The sequence below is a fragment of the Bradyrhizobium sp. IC3195 genome, from assembly GCF_020193585.1.
Lineage (GTDB): Bacteria > Pseudomonadota > Alphaproteobacteria > Rhizobiales > Xanthobacteraceae > Bradyrhizobium > Bradyrhizobium yuanmingense.
Genome location: NZ_JADYVG010000012.1, coordinates 61796 through 81653, shown reverse-complemented (window position 1 = coordinate 81653; position 19858 = coordinate 61796). Strand labels below are relative to the sequence as shown.

Genomic DNA, 19858 nt, shown 5'->3' with positions numbered 1-19858 from the left:
ATCTTTCGCGTCCTAGCTCGCCTCGCTCTTGCGAACGGTGACCTTGCTTCCCTCCGCCAGATTGACCGCGGGATTGAGCACGACCTGGTCGCCGGGCTGCACGCCGTCGCGCACTTCCACCGTGGTGCCGAAATCCCGGGTGATCGAGACCTGCTGAAAATGGACCGTGTTGTTGCGCACAACCACGACATGGAGGCCGTTCTGGTCGAAGACGAGCGCATCGGATGGGATCGTCGTCGATGCTGTCCTGCGCGGGATCGATAGTTCGACCGTGCAATATATGCCCGGACTGAGCAGGCCATCCGGATTGGGCACGTCGATCTCGGTTAGCAGCGTCCGGCTTCCCGGCTGCAGCGCGGTTGCGATCCGCGTGACCTTGCCCGCAAACGTCCGCCCCGGAATCTCGGGGACGCGGATATCCGCATCGACGCCCGGACCAACGCCGAACGCTTCGTCCTGTGGCACGAACACCTGGGTTCGGATCACGTCGGAATGCATCAGCGTGAACATGAAGGTGGACCCGGCTGATACCAGGCTGCCGTTGTCCACGTTACGCTGCGTGACCACGCCGTCGAATGGCGCCACCACACGCTGATAGGACTTCTCCTGCTGGAGAACTCGGATCTGCGCTTCCTGCGCCGTGATGTTCGACTGGGCGACACCCACCGCGCCTTGCTGCGCGCGCAGGGTGAGACGATCGTTGTCGCCCTGTTGTGCCGTCAACCAGCCCTGCTTGACGAGATTGCTATCGCGCGAGTTGGTCACGTCGGCCAGTTCCCGGCTTGCCTCCGCCTGCAGAAGCGCGGCCTGGTCCTGCGCGAGCGTCGCTTGCGCCTGCGCGATCTGCTGGTCGAGCTCGGGCGCAGTGATTTCCACGAGCAGCTCGCCCTTCTTGACCCGATCGCCGATATCGACGTAGCGCTTCTCGATGTAGCCGCTGGTCCGCGCGAAGATGTTGGCCGCCTCGAACGCGGTCGTCGTCGCCGGCAGGCTCACCTTCATGATGTCGCCTCCGGGCTTCACCGTCGCGACCCGAACCTCGGGAAGGTTGGTTCGAGCCTGCTCTGCCACAGCGGCAACGCCACGCATGGCCTCATAGTGCCGCCAGCCGCCGATGCCGAGACCGCACGCAAGCACGAGGAGCACGCCTCCGCCGAGCAGCGCGCCGCCGTAACGGCGTCCGGATCGAGGGCCCTTTCCCGGCAATTCCACAATCCGGAGGCTCTCCGCCCCCGGGCGGTGTGTCGCCCCGTCGTCATCGGTCCTTGCGCGAACGTCACTCATTCCGGTTGCTCCTCGAATACCCCATGATGAGGCTTGCCGTCGTTGCCTTTGCGCAGCATGGCGAAGAGATAAGGCACGATCAGCAGGGTAGTCGGTGTTGCAAACAGCAGACCGCCGATGACCGCCCGCGCGAGCGCTGCATTCTGCTCCTCGCCGGGCCCGCCGATCGCCATCGGGATCATGCCGACGATCATCGCCGCCGCGGTCATCAGCACGGGCCGGATTCGCGTCCGGCCTGCGCTCAGCGCCGCCTGGAATGCCGAATGCCCCTTCAATTGCTCGTCGCGTGCGAATGTCACGAGCAGGATGGAGTTCGCGGAGGCTACGCCGATCGCCATGATGGCTCCCATCAGCGAAGGCACGTTCAGCGTCGTCCCGGTGATAAACAGCATCGTCACGATGCCGCAGAATGTCGCCGGCAGTGCCAGGATGACGACAAAGGGATCGCCAAAATTCTGGTAGTTCACGACCATCAGCAGGTAGACGAGGATGGCCGCGAACAGCAGTCCAAGGGAGAGATCGCGGAACGATTGGTGCATGCTCTGGATCTGGCCGAGAACCTGGATCGAGTTGCCCGGCTGGAGTTGCTTCTGCAGCGTGGACGTCACCTTCTCGATGTCAGCCGCGACGCTGCCGAGATCACGGCCCTGCACGCTCGCATAGACATCGTAAACCGGCTGCACATTGGCTTGGTTCGAGTTGGTCGGAACGGTGCCCCGCTTGAAGGTCGCAACATTGCTGAGCAGGCCCGGCACCGTCTGCCCGCTTGCGGCAAGCGAGGCCGAAACCGGCGTATTGCCCAGCGCGTTCAGCGAATTGGTCCTGTACTCTGGCGTCTGCACAGCCAGGTAATAGGGAATGCCGGAAGTCGGATCCGTCCAGAAGTTCGGCGAGACCTGCGCGGACGATGAGAGGCTGACATTGATGTTGGTTGCCACCGTGCTCGCATTGAGACCGAGTTGCGCGGCGCGGGTGCGGTCGATGTCGGCGTAGAATGCGGGAGCATCGACCTCCTGCTGCAGATGGGCATCGACCACGCCGGGGATCGCGGCGAGACTCTTTTGCAGTTCCTTGGCGACGGCGAGATTGTTGTTGCCGTAACCGACCGTGCGGACATCGATCTGCGCCGGGAGACCGAAGTTCAGGATCTGCGTGACGATATCGGCCGCCTGGAAATAGAACGTGTCCTCCGGGAATGCCCTCGGCAGCACCTGCCGCAGCCTCCTGATGTAATCCGCCGTCGGCTGGTGCCCTTCCTTCAACGACACGAGAATGGTGCCGTCGTTCACCCCGATGGTGGAACCGTCCGTGAAAGCAAGGTTATAGGGCCGCGCCGGCAGGCCGATATTATCGACGATCAGCGCCCGGTCGTGCTCGGGAATGACCTCGCGGATCTTGTCCTCAACTGCCTGGAAGATCGCTTCCGTCCGCTCGATCCGCGTGCCCGCGGGGGCGCGAACATGGAGCTGGATCTGGCCGCCGTCGATCAGGGGATAGAAGTCCTGGCCGACATAGGCGAACATCGTGGCACCGAGCGCCAGCACCAGCACGGCGACGACGGGTATCACTGCGCGGTGCCGCAGCAGTTTCAGCAGCAGATCGGAATAGCCGTCGCGCAGGCGTTCGAAACCGCGCTCGAATGCCGCGGAGGCGCGTGCGAGGATGTTTGACGGCCGATTGCCCTCGCCATGACGTTGCTCGCCCTTCAGGAGCAGGCCAATCGTGATCGGCGTCAGCGTCCGCGACAGGCCATAAGACGCCAGCATCGCGAACACCACGGCAAGGCCAAGTGGCGTGAACAGATATTTGGCCGGACCCTCGAGGAATACGACCGAGATGAACACGCAACTGATCGCGAGCGTCGAGACCAGCGTCGGAATGGCGATTTCGGCTGCTCCGTGCAGAGTCGCGTCCGGCAGCGGCATGCCTTCCTCGGTCCAGAGCCGGTGCGTGTTCTCGATCGTCACCGTCGAATCGTCGACGAGAATACCGACGGCAAGAGCAAGGCCGCCGAGCGTCATGGTGTTGAGGGTCTCGCCGAGGAAATAGAGGACGATCAGCGAGGACAGCATCGCCAGCGGGATCGAGATCAGGACGACGAGCGTCGATCGCCACGATCCCAGGAACACCAGAATCATCAATGCCGTCAGGCCCGCCGCGATCGCGCCTTCGCGCAGCACACCATCGACCGAGTGTGTGACGAAGATTGACTGGTCGAACAGCTCGTTCACCTTCAGCCCCGCGGGCGCCGACGCGCGGATCGACGTCAGGGCCGCTTTCACGCCGTTGACGACGGCCAGCGTGGAGGCATTGCCGTTCTTGATGACGCTGAGCAGGACGGCGCGGTGGCCATCCTCGCGCACAATGTTCTGCTGAACCTGGGCGCCGTCGCGGACCTGGGCGACGTCCTTCAGGAAGATCGTCGCCCCGTTCGCGAACTTCACCGGGATCATGTTGAGATCCTGGATCGTCGCCGGCGTCGCGTTGGTACGAACGGTGTACTGGGTGTCGCCGATCTTGGTCGTGCCGGTCGGCAGCGTCAGGTTCTGCGTGTTCACTGCGTTGACGATGTCGAGCGGTGTCAATCCGCGCGCCAGCAGCTTGTTCGGATCGAGGTCAACCATGATCTGGCGGTATTTGCCGCCGGTAGGCGTGGGCAGGGTCACGCCTGGAACGGGAGCCAGTTGCTGGCGGACCCGGTAGATGCCGAAATCGTAGAGCTGCTGCTCATTCAGGTTGTTCGATTCGAGGCTGAGCTGGAGCACCGGCACGCTTGAGGCATTGAACTGCACGATGATCGGCGGCTGGATGCCGGGAGGCATCAGAGCGCGGATGGCGTTGGTCGCCGAGACGATCTGCGAGATCGCGAGATCGAGATTGACGTCCGGCTGAAAGTAGATCTTCTGAACCGACAAGCCGTTGAGGGTCTGCGCCTCGATATTCTTGATACCGCTGACATTGGCGCTGATCGAATACTGGCTGTAGGTGCTGACGCGCTGTTCCATCTCCGGCGTGGAAAGGCCGGTGTAGCTCCAGATGACAGTGACGACGGGAATCCGGATCTCCGGAAAGATGTCTGTCGGCATCGAGCGAATTGCGATGCCGCCGAGGAACAGGATCAACGCCGCAAGCACGTAGAAAGTATGCGGAAGCCGCAGCGCGAAGCGAACAATTCCCATGATTGGTCTGCCTGAAACAGGGTTACGCAGGATCGTCGGACAAGTGAGGGCGGCCGCGCCTCCGCTCAAATGAAAACGAATTCAGTCGCTGCACGCGGCGGCGTGTGACACATCATGCGCGGCGTTCATGACGGCCCGTTTGACTTTGGCGAAGGTACGGATCTCGATCTGCCGAACCCGCTCGCTGGATATGGACAGCTCTCGGGCGAGCTGATCGCGCGTAACAGGACATTCCTTCAGGCGCCGCGCCTCGAAGATATGACGCTCCCGCGGCGCGAGCCCGTCCAGTGCAGCGCGCAAAGCCCTGCTGCGCTGCTCCGTCTGGTCGTGATCGGCAAGCATCGTCTCGGCGTCGACCGCACCATCGACCAGCAGGGCCTCCAGCTCGGTTCCACCGTCCTCGTCACCGACGCGCGCGTTCAGCGACATGTCGCGGTGGAGTCTCGCGTCCATCTCGATCACCTCGCGCGCCGTCACCTCGAGCTTCCCGGCGATCAATTCGGCGACGTCGGGTGTGAGCCCGGCCATCGCACTGCTGGTGGCTTTCCTGATCTCGCCGCGGAGTTTGAAAAACAGCTTCTTCTGCGCAGCCGTCGTCCCGATCTTGACCAGGGACCACGATCGCAGGATGTAGTCGTGAATGGTGGCCTTGATCCACCAGATCGCATAGCTGGAGAATCGGGCGCCGTGCCCGGGCTCGAAGCGCGACGCCGCGATCACGAGGCCGAGGTTCGCTTCCGCGATCAGATCGACCAGCGGCAGACCGTATCCCTTGTAACCCCTCGCCAACTTGGCGGCGAGCCGAAGATGGCTGGTGACGAGCGCATCCGCGGCGCGCCGGTCCCGCGTTTCCTGCCAGCGACGCGCCAGCTGCTGCTCCTGACCTGATTCAAGTAGCTCGTAGCGCCGGATTGCGGCGGAATAGGCGGTGAGGAACGGCGTCGACACCGCTGCGATCGGCACGGCAACAGGATCGCGGCACACCACCTCATGGCTCGTCTGCATTTGTCACTCCTATAGTCCGGGCCGGCTGATTGATCTCGGAGGCACCGCACGTCATTTGGCTCATCCCATCTGGCCGGCCTCTGCGTGCAGCAATGCGCGTGACCGGCGCGCGATGGGCCTGCCCGCACTCCCGGTCCAGGCGAGGATCTCGATCCGCCCAGCGGGAGCCGGGCCAATGATCAGCCGGAAGCCGTGCAGCTTGACGATCGCCGCCACCAGGCTCAGTCCAAGCCCGACGCCCGGCGTATTGCGCATCTTGTCGGAGCGGTAAAACCGCCGCAGCACTGCTTCGCGCTCCTGCTCGCTGATGCCGGGCCCGGTATCGCTAACGCGCACCAGCGCGGTCTCGTCCTCCGCCTGCAGGGCGAGGTCCACCCGCCCGCCGGACGGCGTGAACTTGATGGCGTTGTCGACGAGGTTGGCGACTGCCTCGAACAGCAGGTCGCGGTCACCCCACACCTGCACATTGCACTCGGTGACGACGCCGAGCCCGACATGCTTGTCCTCGGCGATCGGCTCGTAGACGTCGCACACCTCCCGCAGAATCTCGTCGAGCGCGACGTCGCCAAACCCGGCCATACGGCGGTTGTTCTCGATCTCTGTCAGGCGCAGCAAGGCCGTGACGATCGCGAGCGACTGGTCGATGCCGGCGATGGCCTTGTCCGCAACGTCCTGCAGCTGTTCCAGCGTCGCCGCATGCGTCCGGCCGCGCTCCAGCGCCAGACGGACGCGGGTCAGCGGCGTCCTGAGATCATGAGCGATGTCGTTGCCGACGCCGGCGAGCGCATTGATCATCGTCTCCATCTCGTCGAGCATGCCGTTGACGATCCTGGCCAGCCGCGCAAACGGGTCGTCCGTCCCGCCCTCCGGAAGCCGCTCGCGCAGCTCGCCGGCCACGATGCGCTGGACCCGCTGGTTGACCTCCTCTACGCGTCGCTGGGCGCGCAAGCTCAGCCAGGCACCCGCAAGCAGGCAGAGGCTGAAGGCCGGCAGCAGACCCAGGGCCAGAGCCTGGCCCACCACGCTCGATATCTCGCGCGTCTCGTCGACGTTCCGTCCCATCACCAGGACATCGCCGCCCTCGAGACGGCTGCCGACCGCCCTGACGACGGGACCATGCTCCGTCGGCTTCTCCAGCAGATCGAGTCGCACGCCCTGCGCCGCCCCATCGAGCCCGAGTTCGCGCGGCACGCGGTCGATATTCCCGGCCAGCCTTTTGCCGGCAGCATCGAACAGTCCCGCGTACTGAACGCCCCTGGAATCCTGCGCGAGGTGATCCGCGATTGCGCTGACGCGGCGGGCCGGGGACAATTCCGCGACGAAGTGGATCTGCGTGGTGATCATGCGATCGGACCGCGCGACCAGATAGGCGTCGAGCTTCCAGTAGATGAAGGCGAACAAGGCGACCACGAACAGCGCAAAGGACGCCGCCACGGCCAGAGCCCAGAGAAATGTGCTGGAGCGGATCAACTGTGTCTGCTGCATCGCCCGTCTCTCCTACCGCGAGCGAAGGACGAAGCCGGAGCCTCGGACATTGTGGATGAGCTGTGTCTCCCCGGGACCGTCCACCTTGTGACGAAGCCGGCCCATATGCACGTCGATCAAGTTGGTGGTCGCCGGAACGAACTTGTAGTTCCAGACCTCCTCGAGCAGCATCGCGCGCGTCAAGAGCTGATCGCTCCGGCGCATCATGTACTCGAGCAAGCGGAATTCGCGCGGCAACAGGTCGAGCCTGCGCTCGCCGCGTCGCGCGGTGCGCTCGATCAGATCGAGCTCGAGGGGCCCGACATGCAGGATGGTTTCGCGGCTGTCGCTCGGCCGGCGCAGCAGCGCCTCGATTCGCGCAACCAGTTCGATGAGCGCGAACGGCTTTGTGAGATAGTCGTCCCCGCCCATGCGCAACCCGCGCACCCGGTCATTCACGGCGCCAAGCGCACTCAACACCAGCACAGGCGTCCTCACCTGCTCCTTGCGCAGCACCTCGATGACGGTCAGCCCGTCAACTCCCGGGAGCATGCGATCGACGATCATGGCATCGGGGCTCGACGCACGCGCGCGCGCGAGACCGTCGACGCCGTTGCCGGCCCACTGCACCTCGAAGCCGCGATCGCCGAGTTCGGCGAGGATCGCCTCGGCGGTTTCAGTGTCGTCCTCAATCAGGAGAATCCGGGTCATGAGCCTCGTACCATAATTCCCACGGCGTCTCGACGCGCGGTTGCACAGCACGGGTACGGCGTCGGGCCGTGTCGTGCTCAGTGCCCGCGTACGTCGGACGCGCGTCGCTGATGCCGCCTGTTGCCGGTCGCCCGCTGCGCTATGAGGTAGCTCTGCCGCGCGCACCGCGCCACTAAATTGCGGTTCATGTTGTCGGCTGTGCGTGCCGCCAACGGCACGAGGACCCGCACCACGCGTGTTACAAATGCAATGATCATCTTCCGCGCTCCGCTGCCAACCGACTGGATCGAACATATGCCGTCAACGCACGTGCCGTCGTCTCAGGGACCACGGATGTTATGCATTCGCACGATCGTGGTTGCGACACCGCAGCGGCTCTCGGGCGGTTGAAATGCAGTGAGCAAAACGTGCGTTGGAAACGTGGCCGATCGTTCACACATCGTCGCTGAGCCGGCTTGATCGGCCTGATGTCGTCAGAGGAGAGAGCGAATGACCACGTCCAAACTATTGTCGATAGGATTGATCGCGGCCGCAATGCTGGGTGGCCCAGTCATGGCGCGCGAGCACCAGCGCGCCGCGCAGCAGCCCGACGTGGCCGCCGATACAGTCGCGGCGACCACGCCGTTCCATTATCCGGGCGAGCGCGCCTGCGTTCCGGCGCCGCGCGTCGGCGCCTTTGCAACCGCGCCGTGGACCGGCAACAACGTACCGTGCGAGCCGGGCACAGGCAGCTAGTACTGATTGGGTGACGCGGCCTGCCCTATAGCTTCGCCGCGTTTTGCAATAACGAGGAGCGGACTGCGCTGGTCGGCCCGCTCCTACGCGTGCGTCGCGCCGATCCGCGAGACGCTCTTCGCGAGCGGCTTGCCTGATATTCTGACATCGAATTCAGTTGGATCGCCTCGTACCGGACCTACCTCTCCCTCATCACTGACCCGGCCATCGGCAACCTCGCGCGGAACATGGCCGGACAGCGCAACAAGAGGAGTCATCCATGAAACGTGCAATCATGATTCTGGCGACAGCAGCACTCGCCTCGACGCTCGCCGTTGGCGCGGCCAATGCCCATGGCGGCGGTGGTGGCGGTGGCCACGGCGGTGGTTTTGGCGGTGGCGGCTTTGGCGGCGGACATGCAGGCTTCGGCGGTGGACATGCGGCCTTCGGCGGCGGCGCGCATTTCGGCGGCATGGGCCATGAGGGAGATTTTGCCGGCGGCGCCCGGTTCGGCGGCGAGCACCTTGGCTTCGGTGGTCATGACGTAGGCCTGCGCCAGCACGCGTTTCACCACTTCCGCCGAGGCGGCTATGGATTCTACGGCGCCTATCCAGATTGCTACGACTGGTACGAGTTGCATCCCGACCTGCCGTTACCGCTGAGCTGCAGCTAACCGCCGCACTCTGCAACCATTGGTCTGGAGCAGCGGGGGCGCATTGCCGTTCGCGTCGAGGATAGAGTCGATGAAGTGCGTCGTTCTATGCGCGTGGCCACGTCAGGCACGCCCTGCGGTAAGCTCGTGAGCATCGCCTCCTTCTTCCGAGGTGCGCTGCCCGCGCTGTGCTTCCGTGCACTTCTGCAAGGCGGCCTAATCGCTGCGATGCGGTCTGCGCGACCGCAGAATAGCTAAGGCGGAGCCCCGCTCATCTCTCGCGATCGAGGAGGCTGTTGCGCTCCCCTGGGCCCGTCCCGACTATAAAGCCTCGACCGGCGCGGCGCTCGACGATCGCACATCGGTCTCTCGATAGCGTTCCACCGCTTCAGACGACTTGTACTAAATTGGCCCCGACGGTTTTCCTCGAGCAGGTTGTTCATTGCGGGCCGCGCTCGCAGCACCCAGCTCCACAAGACCACGACATCTGGACAACAAATCGCGGCATCCAACCCAAGATCTAGCGTCATCACCCATTCGACTAGCAGATCTTTGGAATTGACCTAAAACGACTCGCGATCTTTTGGCGACGGACGCGAAACCAATGACTTAATCGACTCGCATTTGATTGGTCCCGACAGCACTCAGGAATCGCTGAAAACGGTCGCGTACCGAAGGTGCGCGGATTGATTTCTGATCATTCGACTTGGCGCGCTACGGTTTCTCCGCCGGAATCCGACCATCCGGATCCATTTTCAGATACTCACCGCGATCGGTGGTGAAAGCCGCGGTGCTGGGCAACGCCAGGCGTTGTCTGGTAGGCCCTGTTGGGCCCAAACAAGGGAGCCGCGCCGCCAGGGCGTTCCAGGCCCATTCTGCCTGCTGGCGTCAATTCGCAGTCGTTCAACACATCCCGATCGGGATATTGCGCCTGAAACAAATCTGGATGTTGAGTCGCCCACAATGGGCACTGGGCGCTTGCAGAGCTTATCGCGCCAATCGACATCATCGCTGCAATAACAAAGGTCCTGAATCCAGTCATGGTCGTGCTCCGAACGGCTGTTGTTTTCGTGCGGAGCATTCGCGCTGACTCGAACCGGCTGCTCTGTTGAAATGCGCTTCCTTCGAATTTCTTGGTTGAGCATTAGGTGGGTATGCGCTCGGGAAAAACACGTGGGTGAACAATCACGCCTGCGCGAATGGCAAATCGGTGTGCTCATCATCGCGTGACGCACCCCGGAGACGAAAGACTCCAAACCGTGACGCAACTGCCAGCATGAAGCCGAGTGCGGGGTTTACAGATTCGCACGAATTCGACCGCCAACCCGCGCGTGATGCCGAGGACGTTACCAGTCTTGCAGGCGTCACCGATTGCGAGGGCGTGGACCGAGGCTCATCTAACTCATCATCGTAGGTCTATCGGAGAAACTCCCATGCGATCGGGTCTCGTTTTGAGCCTTTTGATTATCCTGTGGGCCCCCGTCAGCGCCGCGGTGGCAGGCCAGGTCCATCGGCACCATGCAAAAGCGCATCCTCGTGTTCTGACGACTGGGAGTACTGCGGCCTGGGCTTATTCACCGGCACGGCCGGACCGCCGTCAACCGGCCCCGCACTATGATGATCAACCAGAGCCAGGTCATAATCCTTACGAGAGATGGGGTGGTTAGCACCCCGTCGCCTCCGCGTCGCCGCCGACTTGGCGCCCCTTCGAGCGCGGCGATGGACCGCTAGTTCGTTACCGATCTCAATCCCGGTTCAGGAGGCGTTCGCCCGCGCCCGTTCGCGGGCTTCGCGGCGGCGCTCTCGGCGCTCGCGCCTCCGCTTGGCCCGGTCGGCTGGCTGCGGCAGCGGGGGAAGCGGCGCAATCTCCAATACCGGCTCGGACGTCTCATTGACCACGGATGCCAGGCTGGGCTCGCTTGGTGCCGGGCGGGCTTCCATGAATGCCAATATGTCTCGCCCCTTGGACGTCAGTCTCCAGCCACCGCTGATGCGCTCGACAAGCCCCTGTGAAAAGATGTCGAGGTCCGGCACCCGGCTGGCAAGACGCCTCGTCCGGTCGGCCCAATCGGGGCCACTGGTCGCCAGGATGGCCATGTCGCGCTTGAGGTCTTCCATGACGGCAAAGCCATCCGGATAGCTCACCAGGATCTTCAAAACCGTAACCTGGAAATTCACGCCCCGGCCCCCGCTCTGGCTCAATCAGCGCCAGAAGATTCACTCCCGCGAAAACGCCCACCGTACTTTGCTTCGGTGCCTTCGCGATTCAAAAATGTTAAGTTCGAGAAAGAAGTGCGCACCGGAGAGCGGGGCTGCAGCCCGCGTCGGGCGAACCTAAAGCTTCCGATACGTCACATGCGCCGTCGCGAACGGAATGCCCGCGCGCCCGGCGGATCCGCGCACGATGCAGGCGCGGTCATCGATCGCATAGAACCAATCGTCGAAGTTCAGCTTGAACGACTTTCCGTCGCCTTGGGGCGTGTCGCGCGTGTACTTCCAATGGAATGCACAACCGGCCTGCTCGCCCGTGGCTTCACCCTCCAGTCGATTTTCGTGGCCGATGTATTGACCTTCGCTCAGCTTGTGGATCGTCCAGCGCAACGTGTCGCTATGGCCGTCATCAAAGGTGTATGTTTCAGTCAGAACGACAGTGTCGGTGTCCGCGTCCAATTCGCCATGCGCCGTGATCGTCGCCCGCTTCAACAGCCCGCCGACGAGACTCTCGACCACCGCCCATCCTTCCAAGCGACCAACGAAGAACTGCTCAGGGAGAAACACCGGCGTGGTGCCAGCGAACGCATCAATGACCATGGCTTTTCCTCCGAAACCGATGACGACATAAGCCGCCTCTCAGCACCAGGGTTCCTCAGGAGGAAACCTGCCTGGCTCTGCTGGGTGCTTGCAACGCATACAGACGCTGCGTCACAACGCGCGCTCCCCTTCATCCGGAACACGTGGACAAGCCCAGCCCTGCCGTTTGGGAATCTCTGACCCGTGTTAACAGCCCGGAACGATCTGGCGGCGGCACGGATTCGTCTTGCAGGAGCAATCTCGCATGCTGATGACCAGGGAAAGACGGCCGGCGATCCGGACCTTACGGGGATGGGCCACCCACGTGCTGCACGAGGCCGGCGCGATCTGCGAATGCGAGGAGCACGGCTGGGCCAGGGATCGCGCCGACCCGCACGCGCGCCAGCGCGCGGTCGCGCTTGCGCGCCAGGATCCGCCGGACGGCGTCTCTGCCGATCAGGCCGTCGCGGAGATCAACGATGTCCTCGATTCGATCGGCGATACATGTCCGGAGTGCCCTGACGAGGGCCTTTGAGGCCTGCGACTAGGGCCTTCGCGTACCAAGCGGCATAGGGCGTGTTTTCGATTTAAGTCCGGCGTCACGGGATGCTTCATGCCGATTTCCGCCGCGCCCCTGCGGCCGGCTTTTTCGCGGACGTCTCCCTGGCGGCCGCCTTCTTGCCGCCGATCGGCATCAGCATCTCCTTCTGGCCGGCCGCCGCCTTCCTCGGCTTCTTCGCCGGCTTGTCCGCCTTCGCGGGCGCGGCCTGCTTCCCGACTTCCTCGCCGACGCTCCGCCGCAGCGCCTCCATGAGGTCGACGACGTTCTCGCCCTTCGGCCGCTCCTTCGGCCGGATCACCTTGCCGGCGCGCTTTTCGTTGATCAGGTCGATCAGCGCGGTCTCGTAATGGTCCTCGAACTTTTCGGGCGCGAAGCGTCCGGCCTTCTGGTTGACGATGTGCCGGGCGAGATCGAGCATGTCCTTGGTGACCTTCACGTCCTGGATGTCGTCGAAATATTCGGCCTCGCTGCGCACCTCGTAGGGGTAGCGCAAGAGGGTGCCGACGAGGCCCTTGTCCATCGGCTCCAGCGCGATGATGTGCTCGCGGTTGGTCAGCACCACGCGCCCGATCGCGACCTTGTTCATCTCGCGAATGGTCTCGCGGATCACCGCGAAGGCGTCGTGGCCGACCTTGCCGTCGGGCCGGATGTAATAGGGGCGGATCAGATAGCGCGCGTCGATGTCCGATTTGTCGACGAACTCGTCGATCTCGATGGTGCGCGTGGACTCCAGCGCGATCTCCTCGAGCTCTTCCTTGGAGACCTCGATGTATTGGCCCTTCTCGAGCTCATAGCCCTTGACGATGTCCTCGTTCGTCACCTCGTCGCCGGTCTCCGCGTCCACCTTCACGTATTTGATGCGGTGGCCGGTCTGCCGGTTGAGCTGGTTGAACGAGATCTTCTCGCTCTCGGAGGTGGCGGGATAGAGCGCCACGGGACAGGTGACGAGGGACAGTCTCAGGAAGCCTTTCCAATTGGCGCGCGGGGCCATTTACGCGGAACTCCGGTTCGAGGCGGCTTGGATTCAAGACGAACGGCCGGCCCGGGTTCCGACATCGGGAGCAACATTCATGACGAGCACGCTTTGCGGCGTCTTGCTCCATGTTTTGGTTTAGGCGGCGCCCGACTTGACAGAATCGACCACCAGCCGGCGCAACCAGACCGCGCCGGGATCGTCGTGACTTCGTTCGTGCCAGAGCAGGCGATAGCCGTAGGGCGTCACCTGCGCCGGCGGTTTCAGCATCACGAGACCGAGCCGCGGCGCAAGCTGCCGGGCCGCCCGCGAGGGCATGGTCACCAGGTAATCCGACGCAGCCGTGATCACCGCGGCCGTTGCGAAATATGGAACACGCAGCGCGACGTGCCGCTTGTAGCCGCGCTCGGCCAATGCGGTATCGATCGGCCCGCCCTGCCCGCCAAAAATGCTGACCACGATGTGCGGCCAGGCCGTGAACAGCTTGATCGGCAGCACGTCCTTTGCCCCGCGCATCTGCTTGAGCAAAGGATGCCCTTGCCGGACCAGCGTCACGAAATTTTCGCGGAACAGCTCGCGCGCCCGAAACGAGCCGGATACCGGATTATCGGCATACAGCACGAAATCGACCTGACCGTCAGCGAGCATGCGGAACACATCACGCGAGAAGCTGACGACCTCGATCGCCGCCCCGGGTGCCTCGCGCGCAAAGTGGGCGGCGACATTGGGCAGGATGGCGAGCGCCCCATAATCGGTCGTCGCGATGCGAAAGACGCGGTCGGTGGCGGAAGGATCGAATTTCGGCTTGTGGAGAAATGTCTCGACGCCGCCGAGCAAGGTCGCCAGCGGCTCGCGCATCGCCTCGGCGCGCAGCGTCGGCGTCATGCCGCTTGCCGCCTTCACCATCAGCCGGTCACCGAACAGGCGCCGCAGCTTTGCCAGCGCACGGCTGATCGCGGGTTGGCTGCTGCCGAGACGCTCAGCGGCGCGCGTGACGCTGCCGGTCTCGAGCAGCGCATGCAACACCACCAGCAGGTTGAGGTCGACTTTCGCTAAATCCATCGAACGCATAATGTAAATTCTATCATGACATTTGTGGATGATGCCAGATCATCGTACACAGACCCCACCGCGATAGGCCGGAGAAGCCGTATGCCATCACATCTGAACATCAGCCGCCGCATAATGCTCGCAGGCGGCGCGGCCGGAGCGATGACGCCGCTGCTGGGCATGCCGGCCGCGATCGCGCAAACGCCTGCTGGCAGGGCCAATTCCGGCCACTACAGTTTTCGGATCGGCGATATCAAGACAACCGTCGTCAGCGACGGCACGCTGAGCGGCAATCCGCGCATCTATGCCCACACCGCCCAGGCGGAGGAACTCGGCAGGACGCTGAGCGATGCGTTCCTGCCGACCGACACCTTCAGGCTCAACCTGAACACGCTTCTGCTGGAAACCGGTGGCAGGAGAATCCTGATCGAGGCAGGTGCAGCGCAAACGCTCGGCCCCGATGGCGGACATCTATTCCGCAATCTTGCGGCGATCGGCGTGGAGCCCGAGCACATCGACGCCATCGTGATCACGCATACCCATCCCGATCACGTCGGCAATCTCAGCCGCGCCGACGGATCGAGCGCTTTTCCGAAGGCGACGGTCCATCTTCCCGAGGACGATTTTGCGTTCTTCATCCGTAACGAGCCTGACCTGTCGCGGCTGCCCATGCCGGAAGATTTCCGGCGCGCCTTCATCGCCAATATCAAGCGAAGCGTGGCGCCCGTCGCCAAGTCTGCCGTGCTGTACCGGCCGGGCAGCGAGTTGTTGCCGGGCATAACGACGATCGCCGCCGGCGGCCACACGCCGGGCATGTCGGCGATCCTGGTGCATTCCGGCGCGCAAGCATTGCTGATCACGTCCGATGCCGCCTATAGCCCCCTACTCAACATCGACAATGCCTGGCGGCCCGGGCCGGATCTCGATCCCGATACCGCGTTGCAGTCGCGCAGGCGCTTGTTCGACCGCGCTGCGACGGACCGCATCCCGGTGCTTGGATTCCATTTCCCGTTTCCGGGCATCGGCAACATCAGGAAGACGGACGACGGCTATCGCTGGGTGCCGGCGAACTGGCGGTTCGAAGGCTGAGCCAGCCCGAAGATGCGAAAGCGGCTATCGTAGGATCTCAAGCCCATCATTCTACGACCGCCGTATGCAGAAGCGCTGTTCTATCCAGGCGCCGCCCCGGCGATTTCCGAGATGAATCGTCCGCAGCGCTCTACGATCAGATCCTTGTCGTTATCGAGCGTGGCGACATGATAGGAATTGTCGAGCCAAAGCAGGCGCACGTCGTTGGAACTGACCTCCTGCGCGATTCGCTTGCCATTGGCCGCCGGCACGACGTGGTCCTCTCTGGAATGAATGGCGAGCGTGGGACAGCTGACCTTGCGCAGCAGGCTTTCGGTCGCAGCAATCAGGACGTGGACCTGCCGGAGGCAAGCGACTGGCACCTCCTGATAGGCCAGCTCCTTGACGCCGGCGGCCTTGATGTCCGATCCGATGCCGGGAACGCGCTTCGGCGCCGCGCCGTCCGATACGAGCTCGGCCATCGCGCCATCGAAGATTCCGGCGGCACCGTTGATCGGCACGGCGCCTGCGACGATGTTCGGAAAACGTGCGGCTAGGTTGAGCGTCAGCGTGCCTCCCATGGACAGGCCGGTGACGAAGACCTTGGTGCCCTGGCCAGCCAGCTCGTGAAGCGCCTGCTCCGCCGACGCGAGCCAATCGAGATAGCCGGTCGTTTCCATGTCGTCCGGTGAGGTGCCGTGGCCCCGCAGGCGAGGCCCGCTGACGGTGAAGCCGAAGCGCCGGTGAAGCTCTTCGCCGAGATACCGCATGCTTTGCGTCGTTCCCGTGAAGCCGTGGAGCACGAGGACCGCAGGCCCCTTGCCCTGCATGAAGAATGGTTCGGCTCCAGCCATCACATCGGTCATGTCATCTCTCCTGTTGTCATCGCGGCTGCGGCCGCATCCGTTCTCGTTCCGATATCGAGGCAATCATGACTGGCGCCTTGCCGAATATGCGGCCGCTGCAAGGCCGATGATCGCACCCTGCAGCATCAGCTTGGCGGATTCGCCAAGCCCCAGACTCGTCAGCAGGTTGAAGCTGAATGTCAACATCAAGGCGGCGACGGTCGGGCCGAGCCCCTCTCCCAGGACTATTGCATATGGTGCTTTGCGCGAGCTGAGCGCGCGCCTCGTCCTTCAACGCCCGCTAACGGCGGGCGTCTCGAAGAATGGCCACAGGCGAGATCGCTCCCATATGCGATCGCCCTGCCCCTTTCCGGAGCCGAAGGTAACGCCGTCGGCGTGAACGGCGCTAGCGGACCCGCTCGAACGTGATGCGGATCTTCGTGCCGTCAGGTCGTTCAAAATTCTCGGTCATGACGTCGCCGTCGACCACCAGACGCAATTCCTTCCGCGTCCGAACGCTGCCGATCCAGTTCGGAAAGGTGCAGCCCTCGACCTTGTTGCCGCTGAACTCGCCGTTCTCATCCACCGTGTAGGTGCCGAAAAAGCCGATGCTGCCGGCCATGGCCGCGCGGTTTTCCGCGTCCGTGCCCTCGCCCCGCACGCTGGAGGCAAAGCGCGGGACGTCCGAGTCGGTCAGCACCTCGATGAAGTGCATGTCCGGCGTGAAGGTCAGGAGCCCGTTCGGCCGCGCGCCATAGGCCGGCAGGTTCTTTCCTTCCGGATCGATCTGAGCGGAGACCATTCTCCAGGTGCCGAGCACCTTGTTCGGCGGCGTAGCGTGGACTGGAGCACTCATCAGGCAAACTCCCAAAGCGATCAGCACCAGATTTCGACGGGTCATGTTGGAGTCCTCTGCTTCGTCTTTCTACGCGGCCGCCGGGCCTCGGAATGGCGGACCTGCGCGAGGCCGCTTCAAGTGCACAGATCCGTCCTCGCCTGGGTGCGGGACGACTCCGTCGCTAAGCGAGCGCCGGTCAGTCTTGCCGAGACATCCCACAGATGAGACGCCACCGCATCGTCATCGGCCTGCGGCGGCACGCGGGCCACGGACGGCGAACCGCGGATTTCGCCGAACTTGTCCGGACCGTAATAGCCGCCGGGGACGATGTCCGGCGACGTCGCCGCGAACAGCGTCGGCAGCGCACCTTGCGCCGCCGGCTGAAACAGGAACCAGAGGGCGGTCCGCGCCAGGCCGGGAAGGCTCATCCGGCCGGCGCCATTCGGAATGAGGTCGGTCCGCGATACGCCGGGATGGGCCGCAACGCTGGTGATGCCCCAGCCGAACCTCCGGCTGCGTCGCTGCAGCTCGAACGCAAACATCAGGTTCGCAAGCTTGGACTGGCTGTAGATCGGCATCGGCTGGTAGCGACGCTCAGCCTGCAGATTGTCGAACTCGATCGCTCCGCTGCGCGCTGCCAGGCTGGACACGGTGACGACGCGCGGCTCGACGCCCTTGTGCAGCAGCGGCAGAAGCTCGGCCGTCAGCGCGAAATGGCCGAGGTGGTTCGTGCCGAACTGCATTTCGAACCCGTCGGCCGTTACTTGCCGGACAGGGGGCATCATGACCGCGGCATTGTTGACGAGCAGGTCGAGACTGTCCCGTTGGCCACGCAAACGGGAGCCGAAGGCCCGCACCGAATGAATATCCGCAAGGTCGAGCCGTTCGAACCGGACGTTCGCGTTGGGCTGACGGGATCGGATCCGCGCGACGGCGTCTGCTCCCTTCGAGGCATTGCGACCGGCAATGATCACTTCGCCGTCCGCACGCGCCAACGCCAGCGCATCTTGGTAACCCAGGCCACCCGTGCCCGTGACAACGGCGCAACGCCCCCGCTGGGACGGAATATCGCTCGCACTCCAACCAGGCATCGGGCCATCTCCCACGGCACAACATCACATCGGGCCAGTTAAATTACACCTAGTGTAATTTTCAAGCGTTGTGCCGCCCGAGCCTGTTGACCTTCTCGTGAACGACACCTGCGCCGCGGCCCTCCCGCGCTGCGCGATTCAGTGGCCGCAGCGAAGCTCTGAGGATCCCGCGCAGCCGGACAAGCAAGAGGGCGGCTAGCGCCCGCAGCTTGGCCAGCGTCCCGGCGCGGATGACGGTCAGCACGGGGAGCAGCGCGAGCAGAAGGCTGAGGCCAATCCAGCGCAGAAGGCGGCCGGCCAGAAAGGCCTGGATCGTCGGGGTCCAGTCGTCCACCACGAGATTGACGGTCGCGGCGAACGCCGCCTTCGCACCGAGACAGAGGAAGCTGTTCGAAACGACGTTCGCCAGATCGAAGCAGGGATGGAACGAGATGGCGCACAGCAGGATGAGAACGCCGAAATTGCCGAGATACGGCGAACGTATGGCCTTCACCGCGCGCGCGAGGGTCCGAGCGACAAATCGACGCTGGTCACGTTCCCTTGGCGAGCCTTGCACGGCGCCGTCGAGGCGCTGCTCGCCGGCATGACGGGCTCGCGCGTCATGTATCGTCCGGGGGACGGATTGCAGGCTCCTGCGAGGTCTGCTGATTGCACGGCGAGGCCGGTGCGGCGCGCCCTGGCGATGGCCGGAGGCGACGTAACCGGCAGGATTGCGGCGTAGAAGCTCGATGTTGCCGGAGCTGCGCGTGCGCTGGTCCTTCCCGGCCGCCGCTTGCAGCAAACCGGCCTCGGCATCGTGGAAATCGCAACGCGAAGCATCGGCATCCCGGTCGTTCGCCGGGCCGTCCCTGTCTGCAGTCATCTTGATCCAGTTCGCTGGTCTTGGACGCCTCGAATCGGCCCGAGCCTTGCTGGCCGGCCTCACATGCAGTAATTTCGCACTTGATGCGGAATTTTATCGCACTGAGTGTAATTTTGAATGAGGCCGTTGTGTGTCGAAACAGGACGGAAACGACCCATCACCGAAAAGCGAGGGACTGAGGGAGCAAAAGCGCCGCGAAACGTTGCGACGGATCACCGACACCGGTCTGAGGCTCTTCCTTCGGAACGGCTATGAGGCGACGACGCTCGATGCCATCGCGGAGGCAGCGGGAATTTCGCGTCGGACCTTCTTCTATTATTTCAAGTCGAAGGAAGACATCATCCTGGCCTGGCAGGGCGGTCTCGCCGAAGCCATAGGGCGCGCCGTTCTGGAGCAATCGACCAAGCAGCCGCCGCTCGAAGCGGTGAAGAATGCACTGGTCAGACTCACGGCGTCCTACGAGGACGTCCAGGCCCGGAAACAAATGATGGAGATCGACCGGTTCATCCGCACCAACGAGACGCTTCGCGCCCGCGAGGCCACCAAATACGCCCAACAGGAACAGGCGGTCTTCGACGCGCTCTGCACGATGTGGCCGCAGCCCAAGCGGCGAACGGCACTCCGCATAGTCGCGATGGTCTCAATCGGAGCTTTTCGCCTTGCGATCGACAGTTGGAGCCAGGATGAGGGAAGGCGTCCCTTCGCCGCCTATTTGCGGGACCGTTTCGCAAACATGAAGGCGGAAGCTTGAATCCAGGGGCTGTGACTGA

The 19858-nt window shown here is 63.6% G+C and carries 19 protein-coding genes; 5 read left to right on the top strand and 14 right to left on the bottom strand.

Going from position 1 to position 19858, the window contains the following annotated elements; genetic code table 11:
• Positions 1 to 12 precede the first annotated feature (12 nt).
• The 5 genes from I6F09_RS22565 to I6F09_RS22545 all read right to left on the bottom strand — a co-directional run bounded on the left by I6F09_RS22565 (position 13) and on the right by I6F09_RS22545 (position 7643).
• Positions 13 to 1284, bottom strand: a complete 1272-nt coding sequence (locus I6F09_RS22565; RefSeq protein ID WP_225189080.1) for an efflux RND transporter periplasmic adaptor subunit — start codon at positions 1282 to 1284, stop codon at positions 13 to 15.
• A complete protein-coding gene (locus I6F09_RS22560; RefSeq protein ID WP_225134978.1) occupies positions 1281 to 4463 on the bottom strand; it encodes an efflux RND transporter permease subunit in 3183 nt (1060 codons plus the stop codon). Before I6F09_RS22560 ends, I6F09_RS22565 begins: the two co-directional genes overlap by 4 nt.
• 81 nt (positions 4464 to 4544) lie before the next feature.
• Complete coding sequence (gene rpoH / locus I6F09_RS22555) at positions 4545 to 5468, bottom strand: RNA polymerase sigma factor RpoH (protein WP_225151611.1); 924 nt, start codon at positions 5466 to 5468, stop codon at positions 4545 to 4547.
• 60 nt (positions 5469 to 5528) lie between these two features.
• The gene (locus tag I6F09_RS22550) at positions 5529 to 6953 is read right to left on the bottom strand and encodes an ATP-binding protein (protein ID WP_225189079.1); all 1425 of its coding nucleotides are present in this window, start codon (positions 6951 to 6953) and stop codon (positions 5529 to 5531) included.
• Between the two features lie 12 nt (positions 6954 to 6965).
• Entirely contained in the window at positions 6966 to 7643 is a 678-nt protein-coding gene (locus I6F09_RS22545; protein ID WP_225189078.1) for a response regulator transcription factor, read from the bottom strand.
• 489 nt (positions 7644 to 8132) lie between these two features.
• On the opposite strand from I6F09_RS22545, the gene I6F09_RS22540 reads away from it, so the two are divergent.
• The gene (locus I6F09_RS22540) at positions 8133 to 8378 is read left to right on the top strand and encodes a hypothetical protein (protein ID WP_109145157.1); all 246 of its coding nucleotides are present in this window, start codon (positions 8133 to 8135) and stop codon (positions 8376 to 8378) included.
• Between the two features lie 259 nt (positions 8379 to 8637).
• Positions 8638 to 9030, top strand: a complete 393-nt coding sequence (locus I6F09_RS22535) for a hypothetical protein (protein WP_036026706.1) — start codon at positions 8638 to 8640, stop codon at positions 9028 to 9030.
• Between the two features lie 1734 nt (positions 9031 to 10764).
• Here the strand turns inward: I6F09_RS22535 and I6F09_RS22530 are convergent.
• Together I6F09_RS22530 and I6F09_RS22525 are read right to left on the bottom strand one after the other, a co-directional pair.
• The gene (locus I6F09_RS22530; protein ID WP_225189077.1) at positions 10765 to 11187 is read right to left on the bottom strand and encodes a hypothetical protein; all 423 of its coding nucleotides are present in this window, start codon (positions 11185 to 11187) and stop codon (positions 10765 to 10767) included.
• 156 nt (positions 11188 to 11343) lie between these two features.
• On the bottom strand, positions 11344 to 11820 hold the full coding sequence (locus I6F09_RS22525; protein ID WP_225140425.1) for a DUF3833 family protein: 477 nt from the start codon (positions 11818 to 11820) through the stop codon (positions 11344 to 11346).
• Between the two features lie 244 nt (positions 11821 to 12064).
• Between I6F09_RS22525 and I6F09_RS22520 the strand changes: the two genes are divergently transcribed.
• Entirely contained in the window at positions 12065 to 12334 is a 270-nt protein-coding gene (locus I6F09_RS22520; protein ID WP_225189076.1) for a hypothetical protein, read from the top strand.
• Positions 12335 to 12410: 76 nt separating this feature from the next.
• Here the strand turns inward: I6F09_RS22520 and I6F09_RS22515 are convergent, their stop codons facing one another.
• Positions 12411 to 13352 (bottom strand): Ku protein, encoded by a 942-nt coding sequence (locus tag I6F09_RS22515; protein ID WP_225189075.1) that lies wholly within the window; start codon positions 13350 to 13352, stop codon positions 12411 to 12413.
• Positions 13353 to 13472: 120 nt separating this feature from the next.
• Positions 13473 to 14396, bottom strand: coding sequence for a LysR family transcriptional regulator (locus tag I6F09_RS22510; protein ID WP_225134968.1), 924 nt, complete (start codon positions 14394 to 14396; stop codon positions 13473 to 13475).
• Positions 14397 to 14546: 150 nt separating this feature from the next.
• Here I6F09_RS22510 and I6F09_RS22505 point away from each other — a divergent pair, with 150 nt between their 5' ends.
• A complete protein-coding gene (locus I6F09_RS22505) occupies positions 14547 to 15473 on the top strand; it encodes an MBL fold metallo-hydrolase (RefSeq protein ID WP_225128801.1) in 927 nt (308 codons plus the stop codon).
• An 80-nt stretch (positions 15474 to 15553) separates the two neighbouring features.
• Here the strand turns inward: I6F09_RS22505 and I6F09_RS22500 are convergent, their stop codons facing one another.
• From I6F09_RS22500 to I6F09_RS22485, 5 genes are all read right to left on the bottom strand, one after another.
• Positions 15554 to 16318: an alpha/beta fold hydrolase gene (locus I6F09_RS22500; RefSeq protein ID WP_036026712.1), complete on the bottom strand. Its 765-nt coding sequence runs from the start codon at positions 16316 to 16318 to the stop codon at positions 15554 to 15556.
• A 63-nt stretch (positions 16319 to 16381) separates the two neighbouring features.
• Positions 16382 to 16504 carry a hypothetical protein gene (locus I6F09_RS37585; protein WP_260345905.1) on the bottom strand — a complete coding sequence of 41 codons (123 nt, stop codon included), beginning with the start codon at positions 16502 to 16504 and terminating at the stop codon, positions 16382 to 16384.
• A 199-nt stretch (positions 16505 to 16703) separates the two neighbouring features.
• Complete coding sequence (locus I6F09_RS22495; RefSeq protein ID WP_225114035.1) at positions 16704 to 17153, bottom strand: lipocalin-like domain-containing protein; 450 nt, start codon at positions 17151 to 17153, stop codon at positions 16704 to 16706.
• A 116-nt stretch (positions 17154 to 17269) separates the two neighbouring features.
• Complete coding sequence (locus tag I6F09_RS22490; protein ID WP_036011654.1) at positions 17270 to 18226, bottom strand: oxidoreductase; 957 nt, start codon at positions 18224 to 18226, stop codon at positions 17270 to 17272.
• Between the two features lie 61 nt (positions 18227 to 18287).
• Positions 18288 to 19007 (bottom strand): hypothetical protein, encoded by a 720-nt coding sequence (locus I6F09_RS22485; RefSeq protein WP_225189074.1) that lies wholly within the window; start codon positions 19005 to 19007, stop codon positions 18288 to 18290.
• 283 nt (positions 19008 to 19290) lie between these two features.
• Between I6F09_RS22485 and I6F09_RS22480 the strand changes: the two genes are divergently transcribed.
• On the top strand, positions 19291 to 19839 hold the full coding sequence (locus I6F09_RS22480; RefSeq protein ID WP_225114033.1) for a TetR/AcrR family transcriptional regulator: 549 nt from the start codon (positions 19291 to 19293) through the stop codon (positions 19837 to 19839).
• Positions 19840 to 19858 lie beyond the last annotated feature (19 nt).

Coding starts and splice junctions, on each gene's coding strand:
- I6F09_RS22560 (WP_225134978.1), bottom strand. CDS start 4,463: ATGGGAATTGTTCGCTTCGCGCTGCGGCTTCCGCATACTTTCTACGTG.
- I6F09_RS22535 (WP_036026706.1), top strand. CDS start 8,638: ATGAAACGTGCAATCATGATTCTGGCGACAGCAGCACTCGCCTCGACG.
- I6F09_RS22515 (WP_225189075.1), bottom strand. CDS start 13,352: ATGGCCCCGCGCGCCAATTGGAAAGGCTTCCTGAGACTGTCCCTCGTC.
- I6F09_RS22510 (WP_225134968.1), bottom strand. CDS start 14,396: ATGGATTTAGCGAAAGTCGACCTCAACCTGCTGGTGGTGTTGCATGCG.
- I6F09_RS22525 (WP_225140425.1), bottom strand. CDS start 11,820: ATGGTCATTGATGCGTTCGCTGGCACCACGCCGGTGTTTCTCCCTGAG.
- I6F09_RS22550 (WP_225189079.1), bottom strand. CDS start 6,953: ATGCAGCAGACACAGTTGATCCGCTCCAGCACATTTCTCTGGGCTCTG.
- I6F09_RS22490 (WP_036011654.1), bottom strand. CDS start 18,226: ATGCCTGGTTGGAGTGCGAGCGATATTCCGTCCCAGCGGGGGCGTTGC.
- I6F09_RS22520 (WP_225189076.1), top strand. CDS start 12,065: ATGCTGATGACCAGGGAAAGACGGCCGGCGATCCGGACCTTACGGGGA.
- rpoH (WP_225151611.1), bottom strand. CDS start 5,468: ATGCAGACGAGCCATGAGGTGGTGTGCCGCGATCCTGTTGCCGTGCCG.
- I6F09_RS22545 (WP_225189078.1), bottom strand. CDS start 7,643: ATGACCCGGATTCTCCTGATTGAGGACGACACTGAAACCGCCGAGGCG.
- I6F09_RS37585 (WP_260345905.1), bottom strand. CDS start 16,504: ATGTTGACATTCAGCTTCAACCTGCTGACGAGTCTGGGGCTTGGCGAA.
- I6F09_RS22500 (WP_036026712.1), bottom strand. CDS start 16,318: ATGACCGATGTGATGGCTGGAGCCGAACCATTCTTCATGCAGGGCAAG.
- I6F09_RS22495 (WP_225114035.1), bottom strand. CDS start 17,153: ATGAGTGCTCCAGTCCACGCTACGCCGCCGAACAAGGTGCTCGGCACC.
- I6F09_RS22565 (WP_225189080.1), bottom strand. CDS start 1,284: ATGAGTGACGTTCGCGCAAGGACCGATGACGACGGGGCGACACACCGC.
- I6F09_RS22540 (WP_109145157.1), top strand. CDS start 8,133: ATGACCACGTCCAAACTATTGTCGATAGGATTGATCGCGGCCGCAATG.
- I6F09_RS22505 (WP_225128801.1), top strand. CDS start 14,547: ATGACGCCGCTGCTGGGCATGCCGGCCGCGATCGCGCAAACGCCTGCT.